This is a genomic window from Gemella sp. (assembly GCF_057272915.1).
Genome location: NZ_DBHIUF010000017.1, coordinates 1 through 20,053, shown reverse-complemented (window position 1 = coordinate 20,053; position 20,053 = coordinate 1). Strand labels below are relative to the sequence as shown.

The following is a 20,053-nucleotide window of genomic DNA, read 5'->3' as shown; positions in this document are numbered from 1 at the left end:
TCCCTGATGTCTCTGGTTGTGTTGGGGTTCCTGGTTGTACAGGTTGTTCCTCTTTCTCTGAAACTTTTGGTGTTCCCTCTTTTTGTTTTTCCTCAGCTGGATTTCTTGGCGTTGATGGTTGAGCTGAATCACCTTGTTTCCCTGATGTCTCTGGTTGTGTTGGGGTTCCTGGTTGTACAGGTTGTTCCTCTTTTGCTTCTGATTTTACAGGTGTTGACGGCTGTCCAGATACCTCTGGTTGCACCGGTGTTCCTGGTTGTACAGGTTGCTCCTCTTTCTCTGAAACTTTTGGTGTTCCCTCTTTTTGTTTTTCCTCAGCTGGTTTTACAGGCGTTGATGGTTGGACTGAATCACCTTGTTTCCCTGATGCCTCTGGTTGTGTTGGGGTTCCTGGTTGTACAGGTTGCTCCTCTTTTGGTTTCTCCTCTGCAGGTGATACCGATGTCCCTTCTTTTCCTGAGTTTTCTGGTTGAACCGGCTTTTCTTGTTTATCTGAAACTTTTGGTGTTTTTTCTTTTGTTTTTTCCTCAGCTGGTTTTACAGGCGTTGATGGTTGGACTGAATCACCTTGTTTCCCTGATGCCTCTGGTTGTGTTGGGGTTCCTGGTTGTACAGGTTGCTCCTCTTTTGGTTTCTCCTCTGCAGGTGATACCGATGTCCCTTCTTTTCCTGAGTTTTCTGGCTGAACCGGCTTTTCTTGTTTCTCTGGAATTTTTTGTGTTTCTTCTTTTTGTTTTTCCTCAGCTGGATTTGTTGGCATTGATGGTTGAGCTGAATCACCTTGTTTCCCTGATACCTCTGGTTGCGCTGGCGTTCCTGGTTGTACAGGTTGACCCTCTTTTCCTGAGGCTTCTGGTTTTTCAGGTGTTGACGGCTGAGTTGAGTCACCTTGTTTCCCTGATGCCTCTGGTTGTACTGGTTTCTCTTGTTTCTCTGGAACTGATGGCTTCTCTTCTTTTGTCCCTCTTACTATAATTTTATCTATTTTTTCCTTGTTCTCTACAGTTATTTTTTCTATAACTTCTCCCGTCGTACTATTTAAAATATACGTCGTTGTCGTTATATTTTTACCATCTTCTCCTTCTGTTTTTACAAACTCTTTACCTTTATCTAACAAAGCATCTTCTTCATAAACAACTTCCCTTGGAATTGTAGTTTCTTTTATTTTTGTCTTAATTCCTTTTGTTATAACTGTATTTACAGCATCTGTTCTTGCTGAAGTTCTACTTATTTCTTCTACAGTATTCGTCTTTTTATTTAATCTTGATTTTATAGTTGTAACAACTTTACCATCTTCTCCTGTAATTTCACTAATATAACCATAATCTTTTGTATCATCTCCAGTGTAAATTACTTTTAATGGCAGTTTTTCTTCTTCAGTTGTCGTTAGCGTTTCTCCATACAATTCTTTGACACTAACACTTACAGAAACTAAATCAAAACTATCATCATTATATACTACTTTTACTCTTCCCTCTTTATTTCCAGAACTTGAAGTACTTGGCTCAATTTCCCATATAATATTTTTTATAGGTAGAGTATTTTTCTCAATAGATAATTCCGCGTTAGGCTTATCTCCTTCATAAAGTTCATAAGACTTCTTAGTTGGTTCATAATAATCTTTTTGGGTTTTATTTAAAATAGATGAAGCTTCACTTATTTCTTTTTCCAAATTAGCAAATTTATTTTTTTCTTCCACTAATTTATCGTAAGTTTCTATTCCGTCTAAATTCCCCTTAACTTCTTTTAAAAGATTATTATAGTTATTCAACAATTCATCTTTTCGACCATTAAACTCAGTTACTACTTCTGACGGTTTTAATGTAGTATTAGTATTTTTGAATGTTTCCAAACTATTAGTTACTCTTGCTATCTCATCTGTCAATAAAGTTTTATCTAATTTTAAGCCACTAACAGACGTTTTATATTCTTCTAACAATATTTCCAATTCTTTAGTTAAAGCTTTTATATCTGATTGTTTGGCACTACTATTTTTTAACAATTCTTCAACTTTTTGCAGTTTAGTGTCTAATTCTACTTTTTTTGCATTATAACGATTTTTTGTTTCCACAGTTTTATGCTCTGTGTCTACTTTCTTCTCTTTCTCACCAGATGCTTTTTGTTTAATAGCTTTTAACTCCTCAAAATTTGGTAATACTTTTACTACTACATTTATATTAGGATTTACCGTTTTTCCTAGATAACTTATTGTTACTGGTAAAACATGATTTACCGCTGTCGGTTGAATTTCATCAGGAATATTTATATTCAATGTTGCTGTATTAGGTAAATTGTCTAAATTTAATTTTTTTAATACTTCTTCTCTTGATATTTTATTTAACGCTAATATTTCTACTGGATTTTGATCTTTCAATGAAATTTTTATATTCTCATTTACTATTTTTCTTACTTCTTCATCCGTTGGCTCTGCTATTTTTAAGTTTTTCAGTATTAGATTTTCTTTCCCTTTACCGTTTACTCTAGTTCTTTCACCTATATTAAAATTATCATCATCATTCAACATTGCTGTGAAATAAGCATTAGAACTATGTTCTCCTCCCTCTATGTAGGTCATAACATCTTTATCATTATATAATAATCCTACTAAACTATCTCCCCTCATTCCATAATGTTTAATTTTTCCTTGTTTTGCTAATTGCTTACTTAAAATACTTTTCTTATATAAATCACCATTTGTTCTCGAAGCATTGATTTTTGGAGCATTAAACGTTGTAGCTTTTTTAAAAACATTATTGTAAAAGTTTCTATATTTTTTAGCCGCAGAATCAATCCAATACCCATTTTCCTCATTAGCTAACCTATTTAGCTTGACTACAGCACGTTGAGTCAAATATCCTCCTAAAGAATGTCCCGTAATATAAAAATTCTTAATGTCTTCTCTTATACCTATCTCTTTTATTATTTCTTCTATTTCTTGACCTTGCTTTGGATCTTGTCCTACTGCAATAACCCCGTCATTAGTAACATCCGCACCACCCTTAGTTCCTCTTATCGCAAGAACATGAACTAAGCCGCCTGGTAAAATCGGCAACGCACTTTTACTTTTAAATAATACTGCATCAAGTCCACTTGCATTATGATAAGTCTTATCGATTTCCCAATATGGAGAAAACTCATTATGTATAAGTTCATACACGTTTCTAGCATTTGGATCATCTTTTACATTATTATCAGTGGCAGTCCACTTATAGTCTTTATTTAAAACTTTTTTAATATACTCATCATCACGATATACTAATTTCATAAACATAGCCATATCACGATCCGTTACATACCACTTGAAATTATCATCATCCCCTGATTTACTTAAATCACTTTGATCATGATCTGTAATTCCATCGCCATCAGTATCTTTTAAAAATGGATGTCCATAATATCCATAATATGTTTTTCCATCTTTTTCATAAACATAGATTTCACTACCATTCTTCGCACTATCTCCATCCTTATCTTCATTTGCTTTTAATGGCGTTTTTCCAAAAAGTAAATTATCAATTCGACCATCTTCTGTCGTTATTAAACCTTTTGAGATTTTCACAAAATCATCATCAGTTGCAAATCGCTTTACAGATTCTCTTTCTGAATCTGTAGATCTTTTTCTACGAGCTTTTGTCTTTTCAGCAACAGCTTTTTCTATAGAACTTTTCTCTTCTACTGAATTATTTTTACCTTCGATTCCAGAAACAGACTTTTCTTGAGTAGCTTTCTCTTCTGCTAAATTATTTTTCTCTTTAGTCCCTGAAACAGGCTTTTCTTGAGTGGCTTTTTCTTCTACTAAATTGTTTTCTTCACCTGGTCTTGAAGCAGTTTTTTCTATGTCTTTTGGTTTTTCTGTTACGATTGCTTCACTCTTATATGTTTCTTTTGTTTTTTCCTTTTCAATAATAGTGTTATTTTCTTTATATATATTTTCACTAGTATTTGCTTCATTTGCTAAAGCTGGTGATGCTAAAAATATAAAAGCTCCTACTAATACTGAAAATGTTCCAACACTAAATTTCTTAATCGAATATTTTAATACTCTTTTTTGGTCTTTATTTGCCATGGGTACTCCTTACTATTATAATTTTTTATACTAGATTGACAGATAAACATAAAAAATAAAATCAATAAATCTAGTTTTTATATTAATGCCTACAAGATACGAAAAAAATCAAAAATATATATTTGATATATGAGGTTGAACTAAAAGTCCTAAATATTTAAAAAAATTTATATAAAAACTTATAAGCACAATAGCTTATTAATATCTAACTTCGCTTTATAAAAACTTTTTAGATATCTAATAAATTTTATAAGACAGAACCGACAACATCAATTTCTCTAAAATCATGATTTTTGAGCCACTCCCATCTAATATGCTATATTATAAGCTAGATTACTCTAACAAATTTTACTAAATATAACTATACTTATTAGAAATTTTCATGAAAATACATTACGATCATTTCATACTCATTTCCCTATTAAATAAAATAACTTCTGCAAAATAAAATTAATAAACTATTAAAAAATAAAAGATATATAATTAATTATATATTTTTTCATCAAACTCAATTCCCTTATCTATAACAATGTCCATTTTTCTTTTAAATGGATTATATCCCTTAAACTCTATTTTAGAATTTTAATATTTATTTGTCAAGAATTTATAACAAATACTGTCTCTGTTCAAAGTCACAATATTATTATATTTACACATAAATTCGTTCCTGATAAATAAAATTATAAATAATAAAATACAAAACTATCTACTATAACGCTGAGCAAAAAATCTCAAATTTTATGAACATAACGGTTTATCAATACCTAAATTCGCTTTATGAAGGTCTTTTTGATATATAAACCCTCCTTATAACAAAACTTTTAGATATCTAATAAACTTTGCGGGAACCTCAGCAAAATCACTTTCTTCAAAATTACAATTTTTTGTCACTCACTTTTAATCATTATATAAAAAGACTCATCCGAAGATGAGCCTCTTATCTTAATTAAAGATATTATTTTCTCTATTTCATTAATACCACCAAAGTTTTTGGTATCTATGTCCTATTTGTAATGATAAATCTTTTTTATTTTGGTCAGCACCATTAATATACAATTTACCAGCTTCATACATATCAATCATTTCATTTGGTACACTAGAAATAACTATGCTTCCATTGTTATCACTTTCTACTTGTGAGAATTTCACACTGTAGTCTCCTGCCGGAAGATCATCGAAATACCAACGAAGAGTATATGTTTGTAGTGGTACTTCCCAATACAATTCACGATAAATAAATTCATGTTCTCTTACAACTTTATTATCTTTTTTATCTATTATCTCTACTTTATACTTCGAATTATTTTTCTCATCATATGAAGAAATATATCCACGAACATAATTAAAACTACGATTAGCCTTGAATGTTTGTTCAACTTCTGTATCTTTATTAACTCTAACTATTCCATCTCTTAAATAATTGTCCGTTGCATAAATACTAATACCATTAATTACACGTGAATCATAATCTAAATTCATCAAATAAGATGGTCTTAAGAAACTATCGCTTCCTACTTGAAGAGCAAATACTACTCCAAAAGCAATATAAAGTTTTTTCTTGTACTTATCAAATATAGTCGTCTCATATCTTTCAGAAAATAGTATTATACCTTTTGCTCCTAGAATGAAAATTATCGGCATCCATGCATAAACATATCTAGGTTTAGCTTCCCAGATTAAATGGAACATAAACACCCCGAAGATAATAATTTGGAATAGGAAGCATGAAGTAATATACTCTTTTCTACGTTTATAGATGTAATATACCATACCAAAGATAATCACGACATACATCATTTGAGAAAGATATATGAAGAAACTATTATTACTTCCATAGAAAAGTTGCCACAAGAAACCATCTCCATCTCTTAGTGCACGTGTCCCGTTAGTGTAGTTTATTGTTCCATCACTCCAATTACCTCTTATTTTAAGAACTATCATAAGTAAATTTAGGAAAAATGGTCTATGAGTCACCCTATTAAAGAATAAGCCCAGGTCATCTGCCATCTTGTTTTGACTAAGATATGTAAATTGGAAATCCTGCCAATTATAACTTCCACCTTGAATACTCATTCCCATCATTACCCAGTGCAACATTGGAAACTTATAGCCATCATCTTTCCAAAATCCATAGTGTGCCCATAGCATATCGAATCCTTTTCCAAAGAATACAAATGCAATTCCAAAGGTCACTAATAATAAAACTAAATTTTTATACCATTTAAAAAATAGTAAGTAAACTATTAACGCTGGTAAAATAATAATAATATTAGATCTTAAATTCCATGCAAATGCAACTAGAATAGCTACTGCTACAATATGCTTTGTTCTAAAGATAAAACTTCCATCTGAAGGTATAAGAACATATATTATTAAAGCAACCATAATTACCATTAGAGTATCTGAATAATAGAATAAACTATACATTTGGAAAGGAATGTATAATATCATTAATCCTAAAATTATGGTTTGTTTTTGTTTTGTTAGTAATTTTCCAGCTGTCTTATATGTTAAAAATATTGTCGCCGTTGTTACTAAGAAACAGAATATATGTAATGTCCACACTTCTGATATATGTAGAAATGCAGCTATACGGTATATCCAGTATAGAATAATTGTCGGTGTAATATTATTCGGATAAACTAAAAAATATCTTTCACCAGAGAATTTTCCATAGTTTAGCATATAGTGGGCTTCATTTTCTATCTCTGCACCATCTGAAAAGTTTAGTGTATCCATAGATAAAATAATCGCCTGAAATACTAAATATACTAATATAATAATTCTATTATATTTTTTTAATCCAACTTCGTCTGTTGCTAACACTTTTTTTACTGCATAAATAAACAGTATGAAAACCACTGGAACTCCTAACAGAAGTGCCAACGGATTTAATATTCTTTCATATACAAAAGGTGCAACATATGCCCACGTTAAAGCTATTGTAAACAAAGCTATAAACACATATGAAAACACATTATGTAATATTCGCCTCATAATTATCTCCTATCCTTTCTGTTAAGATGATTTGCAAACATTATCGGAGACATTGCTATCATCGTTTTATTTATGAATGTGTCACTATCAAAATAGTTTTTTCTAGATTTTATTAACTCTAAAATTTCTATTTCCTCGGACATATTCTCATACATTCTAAGTACATCAAAAAGTAAATATCCACATAGTAAATTTAAACTATCTTCATACTTTTTATCTTGCTTAAATTCTTCTATTTTATTAAATGCAATCATTATTCTTCTTGTTGAAGCTTCAATCATTGCATTATTTCTTACAGATTTATTTTCTTCTAAATCTTTATAACCAACTTTCGCTACTTGACTTACTTTTCCTGCAACATCAAAGACACGTAATTTGAAGTATAAATTCTCTAAAGCTAACATATCCTCTTGGAATCTTAAACTATAGATATCTAAGAATTTCTTCTTGAAAATACAAGAAGTAATATTATAATTCAAATCACTTTTCAATCTTTTTATTTCTTCAACTAGATAGTTCTGGCCTGTTGAAATTTTCCCATCTAGAATACTTGGATAACCATTTCGTGTTAACATTGCTATATCAAGATTTTTCTGTGATACTTCATTAAACAATAATTCCAAATAATTAGATTTTAATTTTGAATTTTCTTCAACAAAAACTGTATATTCTCCCTTAGAAAAATCTAACGCACAATTCTTCGCCGATGAGTTAGAACCTAGTTGTTTTTTTATATAATTTATTTTATTATTATCTAACACAGCTACCACTTCTTCTATCTTAGAATCTGAAAGGTCGTCAACTACAATTATTTCGAATTCTTGAAAACTTTGATTAAATAAATCTTTTATTATACTTTCTAGTCTATCGACACTTCTATATGCCGCTAAGACTACTGTAATTTTTGTTTTATTCGTTGTTTTTATTTTTTTCGTTAATATTTCATTTCCCAAAAGCATTGTATCTAAAAATATATCTTTTGTTCTATCTAATGTTTTAACCATAATTTATCCTCTATATTTTAAGGTTTTATCATTTTATTATATCATAAATACTAAGTTTTTTCATTTAGTATGAGAAAACAACCAAAAGAAGTGACTCAGAAGACTTGACTGCATTAAATCAATTCCTTTGAATCACTTCCTATTTTACTTTTAAAACATTCTCTATTATATCTGTACTAAATCTACAAGAACAATTTAGAACGTTCTCTTTCCCTACTTAATTTTTCTGAACGTGCCTTCAAGCTTACTAAAATAGCACCTCCGGCTAAAACGACCATTAGATAGATAAATAATATCTTAATATCACGCTCTACCGCTGGAATATATACACCACCTACCGCTTCACGTAGTAAACCTATAGAATATGTAAATGGTACTTTGGGATATAACGCTTGGAAAAATTCTGATGTCATTTGAATCGGAAATGTTCCTCCTGAACTTCCTAATTGTAATACTAGCAGCACTATACAAACAGCTTTCCCTACATTTCCTAAAATACACACTATAGTGTAAATAATTGAAGAAAATAGCAGCGAAATCAGTAATGCATATAATACAAACCTATATGGTGAGGTTGCCTGTGTTCCTAGAACATACATATCCCCTAGTGTAATTATTAATGTTTGGAATAACGATATTATTACAAACAATAACCCTCTACCAAAATATTTTTGATAAGGTTTATATTTGTTTTCCTCATCCTCCACCTTCGTAGTTAATAACGAAGACATTAGTAATGAACCAACCCAAATAGAAAGTACTGTATAGAACGGTGTCATCGCTGAACCATAGTTTTCTATATGATAAAGTTTATTCTCTTGAAGTTTAACAGGATTTGCGAAAAACTCTGCCTGTTGTTTATAGTCAACCTTCAATAGATTAAATAGCTGATTTTTATCTATACCATTATCAATCTTTTTAATTTCATCAGTTAGCTTTTGAATTTTACTTTTTGCAGATGGCATTTGGGCTTGTAACGATAATAGTTTTCCGTATGCGTTACTAATTTTTACCTCAGTTTCTGATAATTTTCTCTCTACTGCAGGTAGTTCTCCTTGTGTCCTAGCAATTATGCCACTCACCTTATCAATATTAACCTCTGCCTTGCTAAGAACTTGAGAGATTAAAGGTGCAACTTCAACATTCAATTTAGAATTCATATTTGAAGAAACTTCATTAATTCTAGCAGATTTATTTACAAATTCCTCTTTTACAGTATTCGCTATTTCATCATAATGATCCATCTTATTATAGATATTATTATTTACTTCTTTTATCGTCGTAATATCATTCGATAAAGTAGTTACTCTTTCAAGTTGATTATTAAATAATCTCTCATTCGATAATTTATTAAAATACTCAAAGATATTCTTTACTAATTGTAATCTTTCTGTACTAGCTTGTAATCTGCTATCTAAAGCTTTCTGTCTTGCTTTTATTTCTTCTGTTTTATCTGGTTTCTGTTGTAACTCTTTTGCTATAACATTAGCTTCTTTAGATACTTCCTCTACAACATTAAGATGATTATTAATAATCGGCAATAATCTTTCATTGAAGCCCTGTATATTATTAATAGTAATCCCTGCCTTATCAGCAATCATAATACTATTTGTAGCTACCCTATCTATTTCTGGGAGTGTATTTTGAACATTATTCAAAATATTTGAACCATGCTCTACTTTAGCAATTAATTCACTTAAAGTACTTTCATATGTAGAAAAGTTATCATTTAATTTAAAGATTTCCTCCTTTGCTTTTTCAATTGATGGAAGATTTTCTTCAAATTTTATCCCCGCTTCATGCAGTTTTTCAAAAATTATACCATTAGCTGTTTCTACAAAGTTTTTACTAATATTATTAGCTATTGCAGAAGCACCACTGTTTGTTATTTTTGGACTAATCGCATTAATTTTTTCATTAACCGTATACTCTATAGTGGCTCTCTTAGGTTCTGTTCTACTAACAGATGTCATATCTTGACTGAAATTTTTTGGTACAACAATACTCGCATAATAGTCCCCTATTCTTACTCCATCCTCAGCTTGTTGTTTATTAGAGACAAACTGCCAATCGAGATTTTTATTATTTTTCAATCCTTCAACTAAACTATTACCTAAATTTAAATCTTTTCCATCTACAGTAGCACCGGCATCTTCTGAGGTTACAGCAACCTTTATATTGTTAGTATGTCCATAAGGATCCCATGACGATAGTATATTCGGCCATGCATACATTGATGGTAAAAATATTAATCCTACTATAATTATCCATGTATTAGTTTTTCTAAATACTTCTTTTATATCCTTTCGAAAAATCTCTATAATATTTTTCAACTTTTAATCTCCTCTCTATAAATTAATCAACAAAAACAATTAGAGATATCATTTATCCCTAATTGTTAATCTAACTATTATATCATGAATTAACTACTAATTAAAGTAATTACATGATATTCAAACTTACTCCATATACAGAACTACATTATCTTTAGTAGAATGTTTTATATCTATAATTCTTTGATTACTACTTCCTCTAAATCTAAGGCTTAAATCTTTTAGAAAAATCATAAATGGTCCATCTACCAAAACATCACACAAGCTTAATAATTCCTTTTTATCCTCACTACCATTTAGGAGTTGCTCATATGTGTAGCCACTATATACCCAAATATCTTTTGTTGAACCGAATTCATCTCTTACTCTTTTAGCTAACGTTCTAGCTACTTGAGTATTAAGGAACGGCTCTCCTCCTAAAATCGTTAATCCTTGAACATATGAATTACTTAAATCTTGTATTATTTGATCTTCTATTTCTTTCGTATATAATTGCCCCGCGTTGAAATTTTGGATACTTTCGTTAAAACACTCTTTGCAAGCGAATAGACAACCACTTAAATATATTGAACATCTTACTCCCTCACCATCAACGAATTGAAATGGTTTATAATCAGCGTATTTTTTCTTAGAATACGCTCCCGCTAGCCAAGTATCATTAGCTTCTTTAAATGTTCTCATCATACATTTATTATTAGTAGTTTTCTTAGTAGCACTATATTCTGAATTGTCTATCGTGCTAATAATAGTTCTTAATTTTTCTTCTCTTGACATAATCCTCACCCCTTATATTCATATAATATCACTTTTAAAAATGAATTACAATTTATCTTATAAAGAGATCCTCAAAAATCTTTATTTTTGAGAAATCGATTTTATCGAGTAACAATAATACAGTTTGTTAAATATCTAAAAAGTTTTTATAAAGCAAAATTAGATATCAATAAAGTACCATACCTAAGATTCTCATATAAACTTTCTAAAATTTGAAACTTTTGATTCAGCACCTTCAAAATATATCTTATATAAAATGACAAAGAAAGACTTAGGAAAATTAATTTTTATAAAATCAAAATCCTAAGCTACTAGTATCTAACTCCATGTATAAGTATTACTTATCTGCGGTGATATTTATAATGTTGTTCTTACTCTTATTTAATTTCTATGATATCTGTAGCAAATTTATCAAATTCCTTACTATGAGTTATTATCAAACTTGTAATATTGTGTTCTTTTAAGTAGTTAAAAATGTTTTCTACTATTAATTCACTCAAATTGGTATTCATAGCACTTGTCGGTTCATCCAAAATAATAAACTCAGGTCTTCTTATTAATATTCTAGCCAACTCTAGTCTTTGCCTTTCTCCACCACTTAAATTTTTCCCGTTTTCTTTCAATAAATAATTATATCCTAATTTATCAATCAATTCTTGTAGGTGTAATAATCTAACTATCTCATCAAGTCTATCCTCGTATGAATCACCTAAGAGAATATTATCTCTTATTGTAGCTTCATATATGTATGGTTCTTGAGTTACTTTCAAAAATTCTCCTAAAACTTGAATATTATTCTTATATATATCTTTTTCATTGATTAAGACTTCCCCATCTAACTTATATGCACCCTCTTGCAAGTTTCTTAATATAAGATTAGATACTGTCGTCTTTCCTACACCACTTCTTCCTTTTAAAACTAGAAAATCACCCTTATTAATTTCTAATCTAAAATCAGATAAAATCAGATTGTCTTTAAAATAAAAACTAGCTATATTCACATTTACACTGTTAAATTTACTTATTTTTAATGCTTCTTTCACTTCATTGCTTTTATTATTGAAAGTCTTAGACAACTCACTTTCTATCTTATAAGCGGTCTGCCTAACAGTTATTTTATCTGATATAGAATTTATAGGTTCATCTAACATTCTAACTGTAGAAAATATTGCAATAGCCGAACCTACGGAGAAATCTTTATATATTATAAAATACACTGAAAGTAATAGAGAAACAATAGGTAGTATAAATGCAACAGTAGCAGATATACCTACATATAACGAAAAATACTTTGCTAAGTCAGTATTGACCTTTATTCTCTTATTTATAATATTTTCTTTAAGATAATCTATAAAGTACTGTTCTTTATTTAATTGCTTTAAATCAAAATAACCTAATATTGACTGAAGTATATATTGATTAGTTTCACCTAATAATTTCTGTTCACTCTTCATACAATTCGAAAGCTTCTTACTTATTTGTTTTATAATAAAAAAACATACAAGTATTACAGAAAATAATATAAGTGTTATCGAAACATTATACCTACACATAAACATCAATATAGAAAACAAAATAAAAGACTGCGTTACTAAAATAACTTTACCTTGAGAATACCAATCTGATATCTTTATACTATCTGAGGTTAACTTAGATAATATTTCACCGCTTTTTTCTTCTTTAAAATCATTATATTCACTTTTTAAAAACTTATCATAAAAATACTCTAAAACAGAAAAATTTCCAAGAAAGAAAAGTTTTCTTAAAAAATATTGAGAAAGAAATAACAATAAAAAATAAAATACTAATATTACTATCAAGTATTTAACAAAATGATAAACTCTCTCAAAATCTTTAGATATCAAACTATCCAAGATAACTTGAATAATAAAAATTGATGTTAAATTTACTATAGTTCTTAGTAAAATAAAAACTATGGTAATAAATTGAACAATATACAACTTATTATCATAATATTTTTTTGTACGATACATAAACCTCTCCTCCCCATTTATTACACATTACTTCACATATCCTTGTTTTATTAGCCAACAATAAAGTAAAACTTATCTTTTCACAAAATACATCTTATCTAATAAATAGATTATATCATTTTTTCAGAATAATGTAAATTTAATTCTTAAAAATCTGAAAATTAAAACTAGTAAATTTATGATTTTTTATCTCTTATTTTATGATTAATTACAATTTATCTCCTAAAATTATAAGAATGCTATTTTCAAATTATCTAAACTGTTTTATAATTATTATAATTTAAAAATTCATTTAATTGAAAAGTAATAATTACCATAGAATATTATTAAGTTAATTATTACAATATATTTTTTAAAAATTGCGAGGTGCTTTATGAGAGTATTAATAACTGGTTTTGATAAATTTGGTAGTGAGAGTATTAATCCTTCTAATTTATGTGTTAATAGCTTACCAGATGTAATAGATAATATAGAAATAAAAAAAATCACCCTGCCTACAGTCTTTAAAGATAGCTCACAGGTTTTAGAAGAAAACATAAAATCATTTTCTCCTAATATAGTAATCTGCGTTGGACAAGCTGGAGGAAGAAGTAAAATTACACCTGAGCGTATAGCTATTAATATTGATGATGCTAGAATCCCCGATAATATTGGAAATAGCCCTATTGATGAAGTTATAAGAAAAGATGGAGAAAATGCATATTTTTCCACACTACCAATAAAGGCTATTGTTGACGAATTGAATAAAAATAATATCCCTTCCGCTATTTCTAATACTGCCGGGACTTTTGTTTGCAATCATATTATGTATGAATCTTTATATCTAACTTCAACAAAATATCCACATATTAAAGCTGGATTTATTCATATCCCTTATATTGAAGAACAGGTTTCAGAGAAGCCTAATATGCCTTATATGAAAAAAGAAGATATTATCGTTGCTTTAGAATTAATAATAAAAACTGCCGTGACTTATTATGATAAGGAAGATACAAAAATAACAGGTGGCTTAGAACATTAATTAATGCTAAATTTCTACTCAATACAAACAGAGTCAAATTTTCATAAACAGTAAAAAAACACTGAAAAGATAGAGGATAGCCAAAAAGTCCTAAAATTTAACAAAGTTTATAGGAAAACTCATAGACGCAGTGGTTTATTGATATCTGAATTCGCTTTAAAAAGCTTTTCAGATATCTAATAAACTACTGCGGGAAGTGACTCTACAAAATCTTGTTTGAAATCACGATTTTTGAGTCACTCCCTTTCTTTTTTTTATTGACAAAATAGTATACTAAGTATATAATATATTAGCTATATTATTTTTAGGTGGTGAAATTATGTTAAAAGATGCGTTAGGTTATAAACTTATTACGCTATTAGAGAACATGAGAAGTTATACTAAACAACCTCTAGCTGAAATAGGCATTACACATGGGCATTTCATTACTCTTATTTACATTTCGGAAAATGAAGGTGTTACCCAAGCTCAACTTGCTGAAATACATAGAAAAGATAGAAATATTGTTGGGCGTAATATCGATGCTCTTGAAAAACAAAGTTTTGTTATTAGAAAACGTGGAGTAAAAGATAGACGTTCTTATACACTACATTTAACTGAAATAGGTAAAGAGGTTTTATCAACTTACTCTAATCTACTAAACACAGCTGAAAAAGAGGTTCTTAAAAACTTAACTGAAGAAGAAATTTCTACTTTCTTCACGATATTGAATAAAATAACTTAAGGAGGAACTTACATGGAAAAAACACAAAATTATATAGAAAATCCGCTAGGTACAAAACCTATAAAAAAACTACTTACATCATTTGCTTGGCCAGCTATTACAGCGAATATTATTAATGCGATGTATAGTGTAATTGACCAGATTTTTATCGGTCAAGGTGTTGGATACCTAGGTAATGCTGCAACAAATGTCGCCTTTCCTCTTACAACTATTTGCTTAGCTATCGGTTTAATGATAGGAATCGGTGCTGCCTCTAACTTTAATCTTGAGTTAGGTCGTGGTAATCCTGAAAAAGCGAAATCTGTAGTTGGTACTGCAGTATCTTCATTGTTTATTATAGGTATTATTATCACGATTTTAGTTCACATATTCTTAAAACCACTTATGTACGCATTTGGATCTACAGATGAAATTTTAGAGTATGCAATGACCTTTGCTAGTATTACATCTTTAGGAATTCCATTCTTGCTAATTTCTATTAGTACTAACCCTATTGTTCGTTCGGATAATAGTCCAAAATATTCAATGTTTGCCATTATTTTTGGTGCAGTACTTAATACTATTCTTAATCCAATTTTTATCTTTGGATTTGGTTGGGGAATTGCTGGTTCGGCTTGGGCTACAGTTATAAGCCAATTCTTATCTGCATTGATTCTTGTTTTATATTTTCCAAAATTCAAAAGTGTTAAATTTACTAAGCAAGACTTCATCCCTAAGATACGTTTATTAAAAGTTGCTGCTGGATTTGGAATGCCTTCATTTGTTTTCCAAGGTTCTAATATGATAGCTCAAATAGTAACAAATAACTTGTTAAATATTCACGGTACTAATTCTGTATATGGAAATGATATTCCTATAGCTGTAGCAGGTATCGTAGCTAAAATTAATATAATATTTATAGCTATTATTATTGGATTAATTCAAGGGGCTCAACCAATCTTCGGATATAATTACGGAGCTAAAAAATACGAACGAGTTCGTACTACAATGAGATATACCATGAAGTATGCAATGATTATCTCAATTACATTCTTCTTAATCTTTGAGATTTTCCCTAAACAAATTGTTAGTCTATTCGGTAATGGCGATGAACTTTACTTTGAGTTTGCAGTTAAGTATATGCGATTCTTCTTGCTATTTACATTTATCAATGGTGTTCAAATTTCAAGCTCTACTTTCTTCTCTGCAATAGGAAAACCTAAAATTGGAGTTACTATTGCCTTAACTAAACAACTTATAGTGCTAATACCAATGTTATTTATTCTTTCTCACTTCTTTGGAATTAATGGAATAATCTATGCCACTCCGGTAACAGACCTTTGTGCATTCTCAGTTTCTTTATTCTTCTTAATTAGAGAATTTAGAATAATGCCAAAACAAAATATTATTTAGATAAACTAAAAAGGGAGTGACTCAAAAATCGTGATTTCGTAGAAATCGATTTTGTCGAGTCACCCCCGCACAGTTTATTAGATATCTAAAAAGCTTTTCTAAAGCGAATTTAGATATCAATAAACCACTGCGTCTATGAGTTATCATATACACTTTGTTAAAATTTAGGACTTTGAAATCAGCCCTTTTTCATTATTTATTATCTTGTAGCTACATATTTTAATTCATCTTTATGTTTAGCTAAGAAATCGTTCATTTCGTTATCTGGAATTTGACGTAGGTACAGGTTAGAACGAATTGTTTCGTCTTCCTCACGACAAGTAGATAATACTAAATATTTATCATTTCCTTTAAGTTGAACGCTATCATTTTTAGTTGTTGCATCTTTCTTAACATTTGTTAATTGGTTTAAGAAATCTTCATCACTTTCAAAATCTAAACGATAGAATGAAGTTGTTTCTGGTACGATTGTTAAGAATGCTGCTTCGTAGTAGTATTTTCTCTCTGGAGTTTCAATAACTACGAATTTGTGTTTGTCCATGTATTCTTGTTTGTCATAGTAGTTAACATCGTTGAACATACGGTGATCTCCAACTTTACTTCCACGAGCGTGACCGAATAACCAAGTTAATCTGTCATGGAAGTCTTTTTTGTTATCCATATCCATGAATACAGTACCAAGGTAAGGAACATGCCCACCTTCAAAAGTTTTATCTAAGTATGTTTCATTGTCATTAGTTTGAACTACTGGTTCGTCTAACTGAGTTCCTGGAGCATAAACATAAGCTACAGTTTCGTTATTCGTCTTAGATAATTCTGAAAAACGTTTTGATAAATAATCTTTCTCTTCTTTACTTACTGTGTAAGTTGCTTTTGATGATGAACTAGAACTTTTTCCATTATCATCACTACATCCAGCTACAAATACAGCAGATGTTACTAAAGCAATTGCTAAAAGTAAAATAGAGAAAAGCTTTTTAAAGTTAAATACTTTTTTCATTATATTTTTCCTCTCTATTAAAAAATTAATAACTGTTTATCATTATACAATATCTTAATAGATTTTTCTATTACTTTTATTTTACAATTATATAATTTTTTATCTTACTACTACAGCTGTTCCTGTAACTGTTACTAAAAGCATATTATTACCGTTGCTTCCAAGTCCATCAAAGTCTACTCGAACTCCAATAACCGCATTAGCACCCATTGCAACTGCACGCGCTTCTAATTCTTTTAAGGCTTCAGCTCTTGCTTGAATAATTTCATCTTCATAACCTTGGCTTCGTCCACCAAAGAAGTTTCGAAGCCCTGCTCCTATATCTTTAATGAAATTAATCCCAGCTACTACTTCACCTGTAGCTAATCCTTTATATTCTACTACTTCCATTCCTGGAACATAATTTGTTGTTGCAATTATCATAATACATCCCTCCAAAATTATTTATTAGTCTACTAAGATATCTACTACTTCTTCTAATGTTGCTCCTAAGAAGTATGAATTAATATCAATTTGCTCTAAAACTTTTTGAATATCTTCTTTTTGGTATTTTACACCCACTAATTTTTTAGCAATATCTTCTACATCCATTACTCCGAAAAAGTCTCCGTAGAATTTAATATTAGTAATAACACCTTGTTCTACCATGATATTAGCTTCAATTTTACCAGTTTTAAGTCTTCTATTACGTTTAATATTGAAGTCAGGGTTTTTACCATATACCCAATCCCATGAGTTATTTTTTTCTTCTTGGATAGCTAAGATTGCAGCTTCATCTTCTTTAGTTGCAATAAAATCAGTCATTTCGTATTTTTCACTCATATATTTTTTAAGAGCTGCTACGAAATCTTGAACTGTCATATCTTGATTCGGAAGATGATCTTTAATGTTTGTTACACGAGAACGTACTGATTTAATACCTTTTGATTCAATCTTATCTTTAGATACTTTTAAAGCATCAGCTAAAACTGATGTATCAACATCAAACATTAAGCAACCGTGGTGCATAATACGACCGTTACGCACGTATTGAGCATTACCACAGAATTTTTGCCCATCAATTTCTAAGTCGTTACGCCCTGTAAATTCCGCTTTAACTCCTAATGAATCTAATGCATCTAGCACAGGTTGTGAGAATGATTTGAAGTCAAATTCTTCACCACTTCTACCACTTGAAATGATTGTGTAGTTTAAGTTGTTTAAATCGTGGTAAACTGCACCACCACCACTTACACGACGAACGATTTTAATATCTTTATCATCACAGAATTTTTGGTTTACTTCTTCTGTTGTATTTTGGTTTTTACCAACAACGATACATGGCGAGTTTATCCATAACATAAACACATCGTCTTTTTCTGCAAGTTCATTAAAAGCATATAGCTCTAATGCTGTGTTGTAGCGTGGGTCGTTACTTTTTGATTCTATATATATCATATTAATCTCCTTAATAATTAACTATTTCTTTTTCTTTTATTATACCACTTTTTACTGACTAAAACACTAAATTTTTATCCAAATTAATATTTTTTTATTATTTCAAACAAACTTCAGTCAGATTATGGTATAATTATTAAGAATTATTAAAATTATTTTAGAGGAGTTACCCTTTTATGACAAAAATTATTTTAACTGGAGATAGACCGACTGGAAAACTTCACTTAGGGCACTATGTTGGTTCTTTAAAAAATCGTATAGCTTTACAAAATGAAGATGATACTGAAGTATTTATTATGATTGCCGATCAACAAGCACTTACTGATAATGCTGATAATCCAGGAAAAGTTATCGAAAATATTACAGAAGTAGCACTTGATTATCTTGCGGTTGGAATTGATCCTAAAAAAACTACTATTTTTATCCAATCGCAAATTCCACAACTTGCAGAATTATACATGTACTATATGAATTTAGTATCAGTCTCTAGATTACACCGTAACCCTACTGTTAAACAGGAAATTAATGACAAAAAATTCGGTGAAAGTATTCCTGCAGGATTCTTTACTTATCCTGTAAGCCAAGCTGCGGATATTACTGCTTTTAAAGCAACACACGTTCCTGTTGGTGAAGATCAAAAACCAATGCTTGAACAAACTCGTGAAATCGTTCGTGACTTCAATAGAACATACAATAAAGAAGTTCTAGTATTACCTGAGATTGTACTACCACCAAAAAATCATGCTCGTCTTGTAGGTATTGATGGACAAGGGAAAATGAGTAAGAGTTTAAACAATGGTATTTACCTAGGTGATAGCGAAGAAAACATTAAAGCTAAAATCATGAAAATGTACACTGATCCAAACCACATCAAGATTGAAGATCCAGGTCAAGTCGAAGGAAATGTAGTATTTAAATACTTAGACATTTTCGATAATCGAGCTGATGAAGTTGCAGAACTTAAAGAACACTACTCTCGTGGTGGACTTGGTGATATGAAACTAAAACGTCGTTTAAATGATGTAATGCAAGACTACTTACGCCCAATAAGAGAACGCCGTGAAGAATTTGCAAAAGATAAAGCTGAAGTATACAGAATGCTAAAAGCAGGAAGTGAAAAAGCTGAGAAAGTTGCAGCTGCTACTTTAGATGAAGTAAAAGATGCAATGGGAATTAATTACTTCAAAAAATAAATTTTTTATAGAGAGTGACTCAAAAATCGTGATTTCGTAGAAATCGATTTTATTGAGTCACCTCCGCACAGTTTATTAGATATCTAAAAAGCTTTTATAAAGCGAATTTAGATATCAA

13 protein-coding genes are annotated in these 20,053 nt (G+C 29.9%); 4 read left to right on the top strand and 9 right to left on the bottom strand.

The features are described 5' to 3' along the window. From ACO6OL_RS06830 to ACO6OL_RS06805, 6 genes are all read right to left on the bottom strand, one after another. Positions 1 to 4,066: Rib/alpha-like domain-containing protein (locus ACO6OL_RS06830; RefSeq protein WP_485502603.1), on the bottom strand; the 4,066-nt coding region annotated here is incomplete at its 3' end. Between the two features lie 972 nt (positions 4,067 to 5,038). Further along, the gene (locus ACO6OL_RS06825; protein WP_485502602.1) at positions 5,039 to 7,063 is read right to left on the bottom strand and encodes a glycosyltransferase family protein; all 2,025 of its coding nucleotides are present in this window, start codon (positions 7,061 to 7,063) and stop codon (positions 5,039 to 5,041) included. 2 nt (positions 7,064 to 7,065) lie between these two features. Beyond that, positions 7,066 to 8,067, bottom strand: a complete 1,002-nt coding sequence (locus ACO6OL_RS06820; protein ID WP_314160984.1) for a glycosyltransferase family A protein — start codon at positions 8,065 to 8,067, stop codon at positions 7,066 to 7,068. A gap of 182 nt (positions 8,068 to 8,249) precedes the next feature. Beyond that, positions 8,250 to 10,400, bottom strand: coding sequence for a YhgE/Pip domain-containing protein (locus tag ACO6OL_RS06815; protein ID WP_485502601.1), 2,151 nt, complete (start codon positions 10,398 to 10,400; stop codon positions 8,250 to 8,252). A gap of 126 nt (positions 10,401 to 10,526) precedes the next feature. Next, a complete protein-coding gene (gene nrdG, locus ACO6OL_RS06810) occupies positions 10,527 to 11,174 on the bottom strand; it encodes an anaerobic ribonucleoside-triphosphate reductase activating protein (protein WP_485502600.1) in 648 nt (215 codons plus the stop codon). Between the two features lie 377 nt (positions 11,175 to 11,551). After that, on the bottom strand, positions 11,552 to 13,168 hold the full coding sequence (locus ACO6OL_RS06805; protein WP_485502599.1) for an ATP-binding cassette domain-containing protein: 1,617 nt from the start codon (positions 13,166 to 13,168) through the stop codon (positions 11,552 to 11,554). A 373-nt stretch (positions 13,169 to 13,541) separates the two neighbouring features. On the opposite strand from ACO6OL_RS06805, the gene pcp reads away from it, so the two are divergent. The 3 genes from pcp to ACO6OL_RS06790 all read left to right on the top strand — a co-directional run bounded on the left by pcp (position 13,542) and on the right by ACO6OL_RS06790 (position 16,305). Then, the gene (pcp, locus tag ACO6OL_RS06800) at positions 13,542 to 14,189 is read left to right on the top strand and encodes a pyroglutamyl-peptidase I (protein ID WP_485502598.1); all 648 of its coding nucleotides are present in this window, start codon (positions 13,542 to 13,544) and stop codon (positions 14,187 to 14,189) included. Positions 14,190 to 14,508: 319 nt separating this feature from the next. Then, on the top strand, positions 14,509 to 14,913 hold the full coding sequence (locus ACO6OL_RS06795; protein WP_485502597.1) for a MarR family winged helix-turn-helix transcriptional regulator: 405 nt from the start codon (positions 14,509 to 14,511) through the stop codon (positions 14,911 to 14,913). Between the two features lie 12 nt (positions 14,914 to 14,925). Then, positions 14,926 to 16,305, top strand: coding sequence for an MATE family efflux transporter (locus ACO6OL_RS06790; RefSeq protein ID WP_485502596.1), 1,380 nt, complete (start codon positions 14,926 to 14,928; stop codon positions 16,303 to 16,305). A gap of 199 nt (positions 16,306 to 16,504) precedes the next feature. On the opposite strand, the gene srtB is transcribed toward ACO6OL_RS06790, so the two are convergent. The 3 genes from srtB to lplA all read right to left on the bottom strand — a co-directional run bounded on the left by srtB (position 16,505) and on the right by lplA (position 18,742). Further along, a complete protein-coding gene (srtB, locus tag ACO6OL_RS06785; RefSeq protein ID WP_485502595.1) occupies positions 16,505 to 17,305 on the bottom strand; it encodes a class B sortase, LPKTxAVK-specific in 801 nt (266 codons plus the stop codon). Positions 17,306 to 17,404: 99 nt separating this feature from the next. Continuing rightward, complete coding sequence (locus ACO6OL_RS06780) at positions 17,405 to 17,728, bottom strand: heavy metal-binding domain-containing protein (protein ID WP_485502594.1); 324 nt, start codon at positions 17,726 to 17,728, stop codon at positions 17,405 to 17,407. 24 nt (positions 17,729 to 17,752) lie between these two features. Beyond that, positions 17,753 to 18,742: a lipoate--protein ligase gene (gene lplA / locus ACO6OL_RS06775; RefSeq protein ID WP_485502593.1), complete on the bottom strand. Its 990-nt coding sequence runs from the start codon at positions 18,740 to 18,742 to the stop codon at positions 17,753 to 17,755. 176 nt (positions 18,743 to 18,918) lie between these two features. Here lplA and trpS point away from each other — a divergent pair, with 176 nt between their 5' ends. Continuing rightward, the gene (gene trpS, locus ACO6OL_RS06770) at positions 18,919 to 19,935 is read left to right on the top strand and encodes a tryptophan--tRNA ligase (RefSeq protein WP_485502592.1); all 1,017 of its coding nucleotides are present in this window, start codon (positions 18,919 to 18,921) and stop codon (positions 19,933 to 19,935) included. Positions 19,936 to 20,053: the final 118 nt, after the last annotated feature.

What these genes read in the sequence shown, in the direction of transcription:
- ACO6OL_RS06805 (WP_485502599.1), bottom strand. Translation starts at nt 13,168, where the DNA reads ATGTATCGTACAAAAAAATATTATGATAATAAGTTGTATATTGTTCAA.
- ACO6OL_RS06795 (WP_485502597.1), top strand. Translation starts at nt 14,509, where the DNA reads ATGTTAAAAGATGCGTTAGGTTATAAACTTATTACGCTATTAGAGAAC.
- srtB (WP_485502595.1), bottom strand. Translation starts at nt 17,305, where the DNA reads ATGAAAAAAGTATTTAACTTTAAAAAGCTTTTCTCTATTTTACTTTTA.
- trpS (WP_485502592.1), top strand. Translation starts at nt 18,919, where the DNA reads ATGACAAAAATTATTTTAACTGGAGATAGACCGACTGGAAAACTTCAC.
- ACO6OL_RS06790 (WP_485502596.1), top strand. Translation starts at nt 14,926, where the DNA reads ATGGAAAAAACACAAAATTATATAGAAAATCCGCTAGGTACAAAACCT.
- ACO6OL_RS06820 (WP_314160984.1), bottom strand. Translation starts at nt 8,067, where the DNA reads ATGGTTAAAACATTAGATAGAACAAAAGATATATTTTTAGATACAATG.
- ACO6OL_RS06825 (WP_485502602.1), bottom strand. Translation starts at nt 7,063, where the DNA reads ATGAGGCGAATATTACATAATGTGTTTTCATATGTGTTTATAGCTTTG.
- ACO6OL_RS06780 (WP_485502594.1), bottom strand. Translation starts at nt 17,728, where the DNA reads ATGATAATTGCAACAACAAATTATGTTCCAGGAATGGAAGTAGTAGAA.
- lplA (WP_485502593.1), bottom strand. Translation starts at nt 18,742, where the DNA reads ATGATATATATAGAATCAAAAAGTAACGACCCACGCTACAACACAGCA.
- nrdG (WP_485502600.1), bottom strand. Translation starts at nt 11,174, where the DNA reads ATGTCAAGAGAAGAAAAATTAAGAACTATTATTAGCACGATAGACAAT.
- pcp (WP_485502598.1), top strand. Translation starts at nt 13,542, where the DNA reads ATGAGAGTATTAATAACTGGTTTTGATAAATTTGGTAGTGAGAGTATT.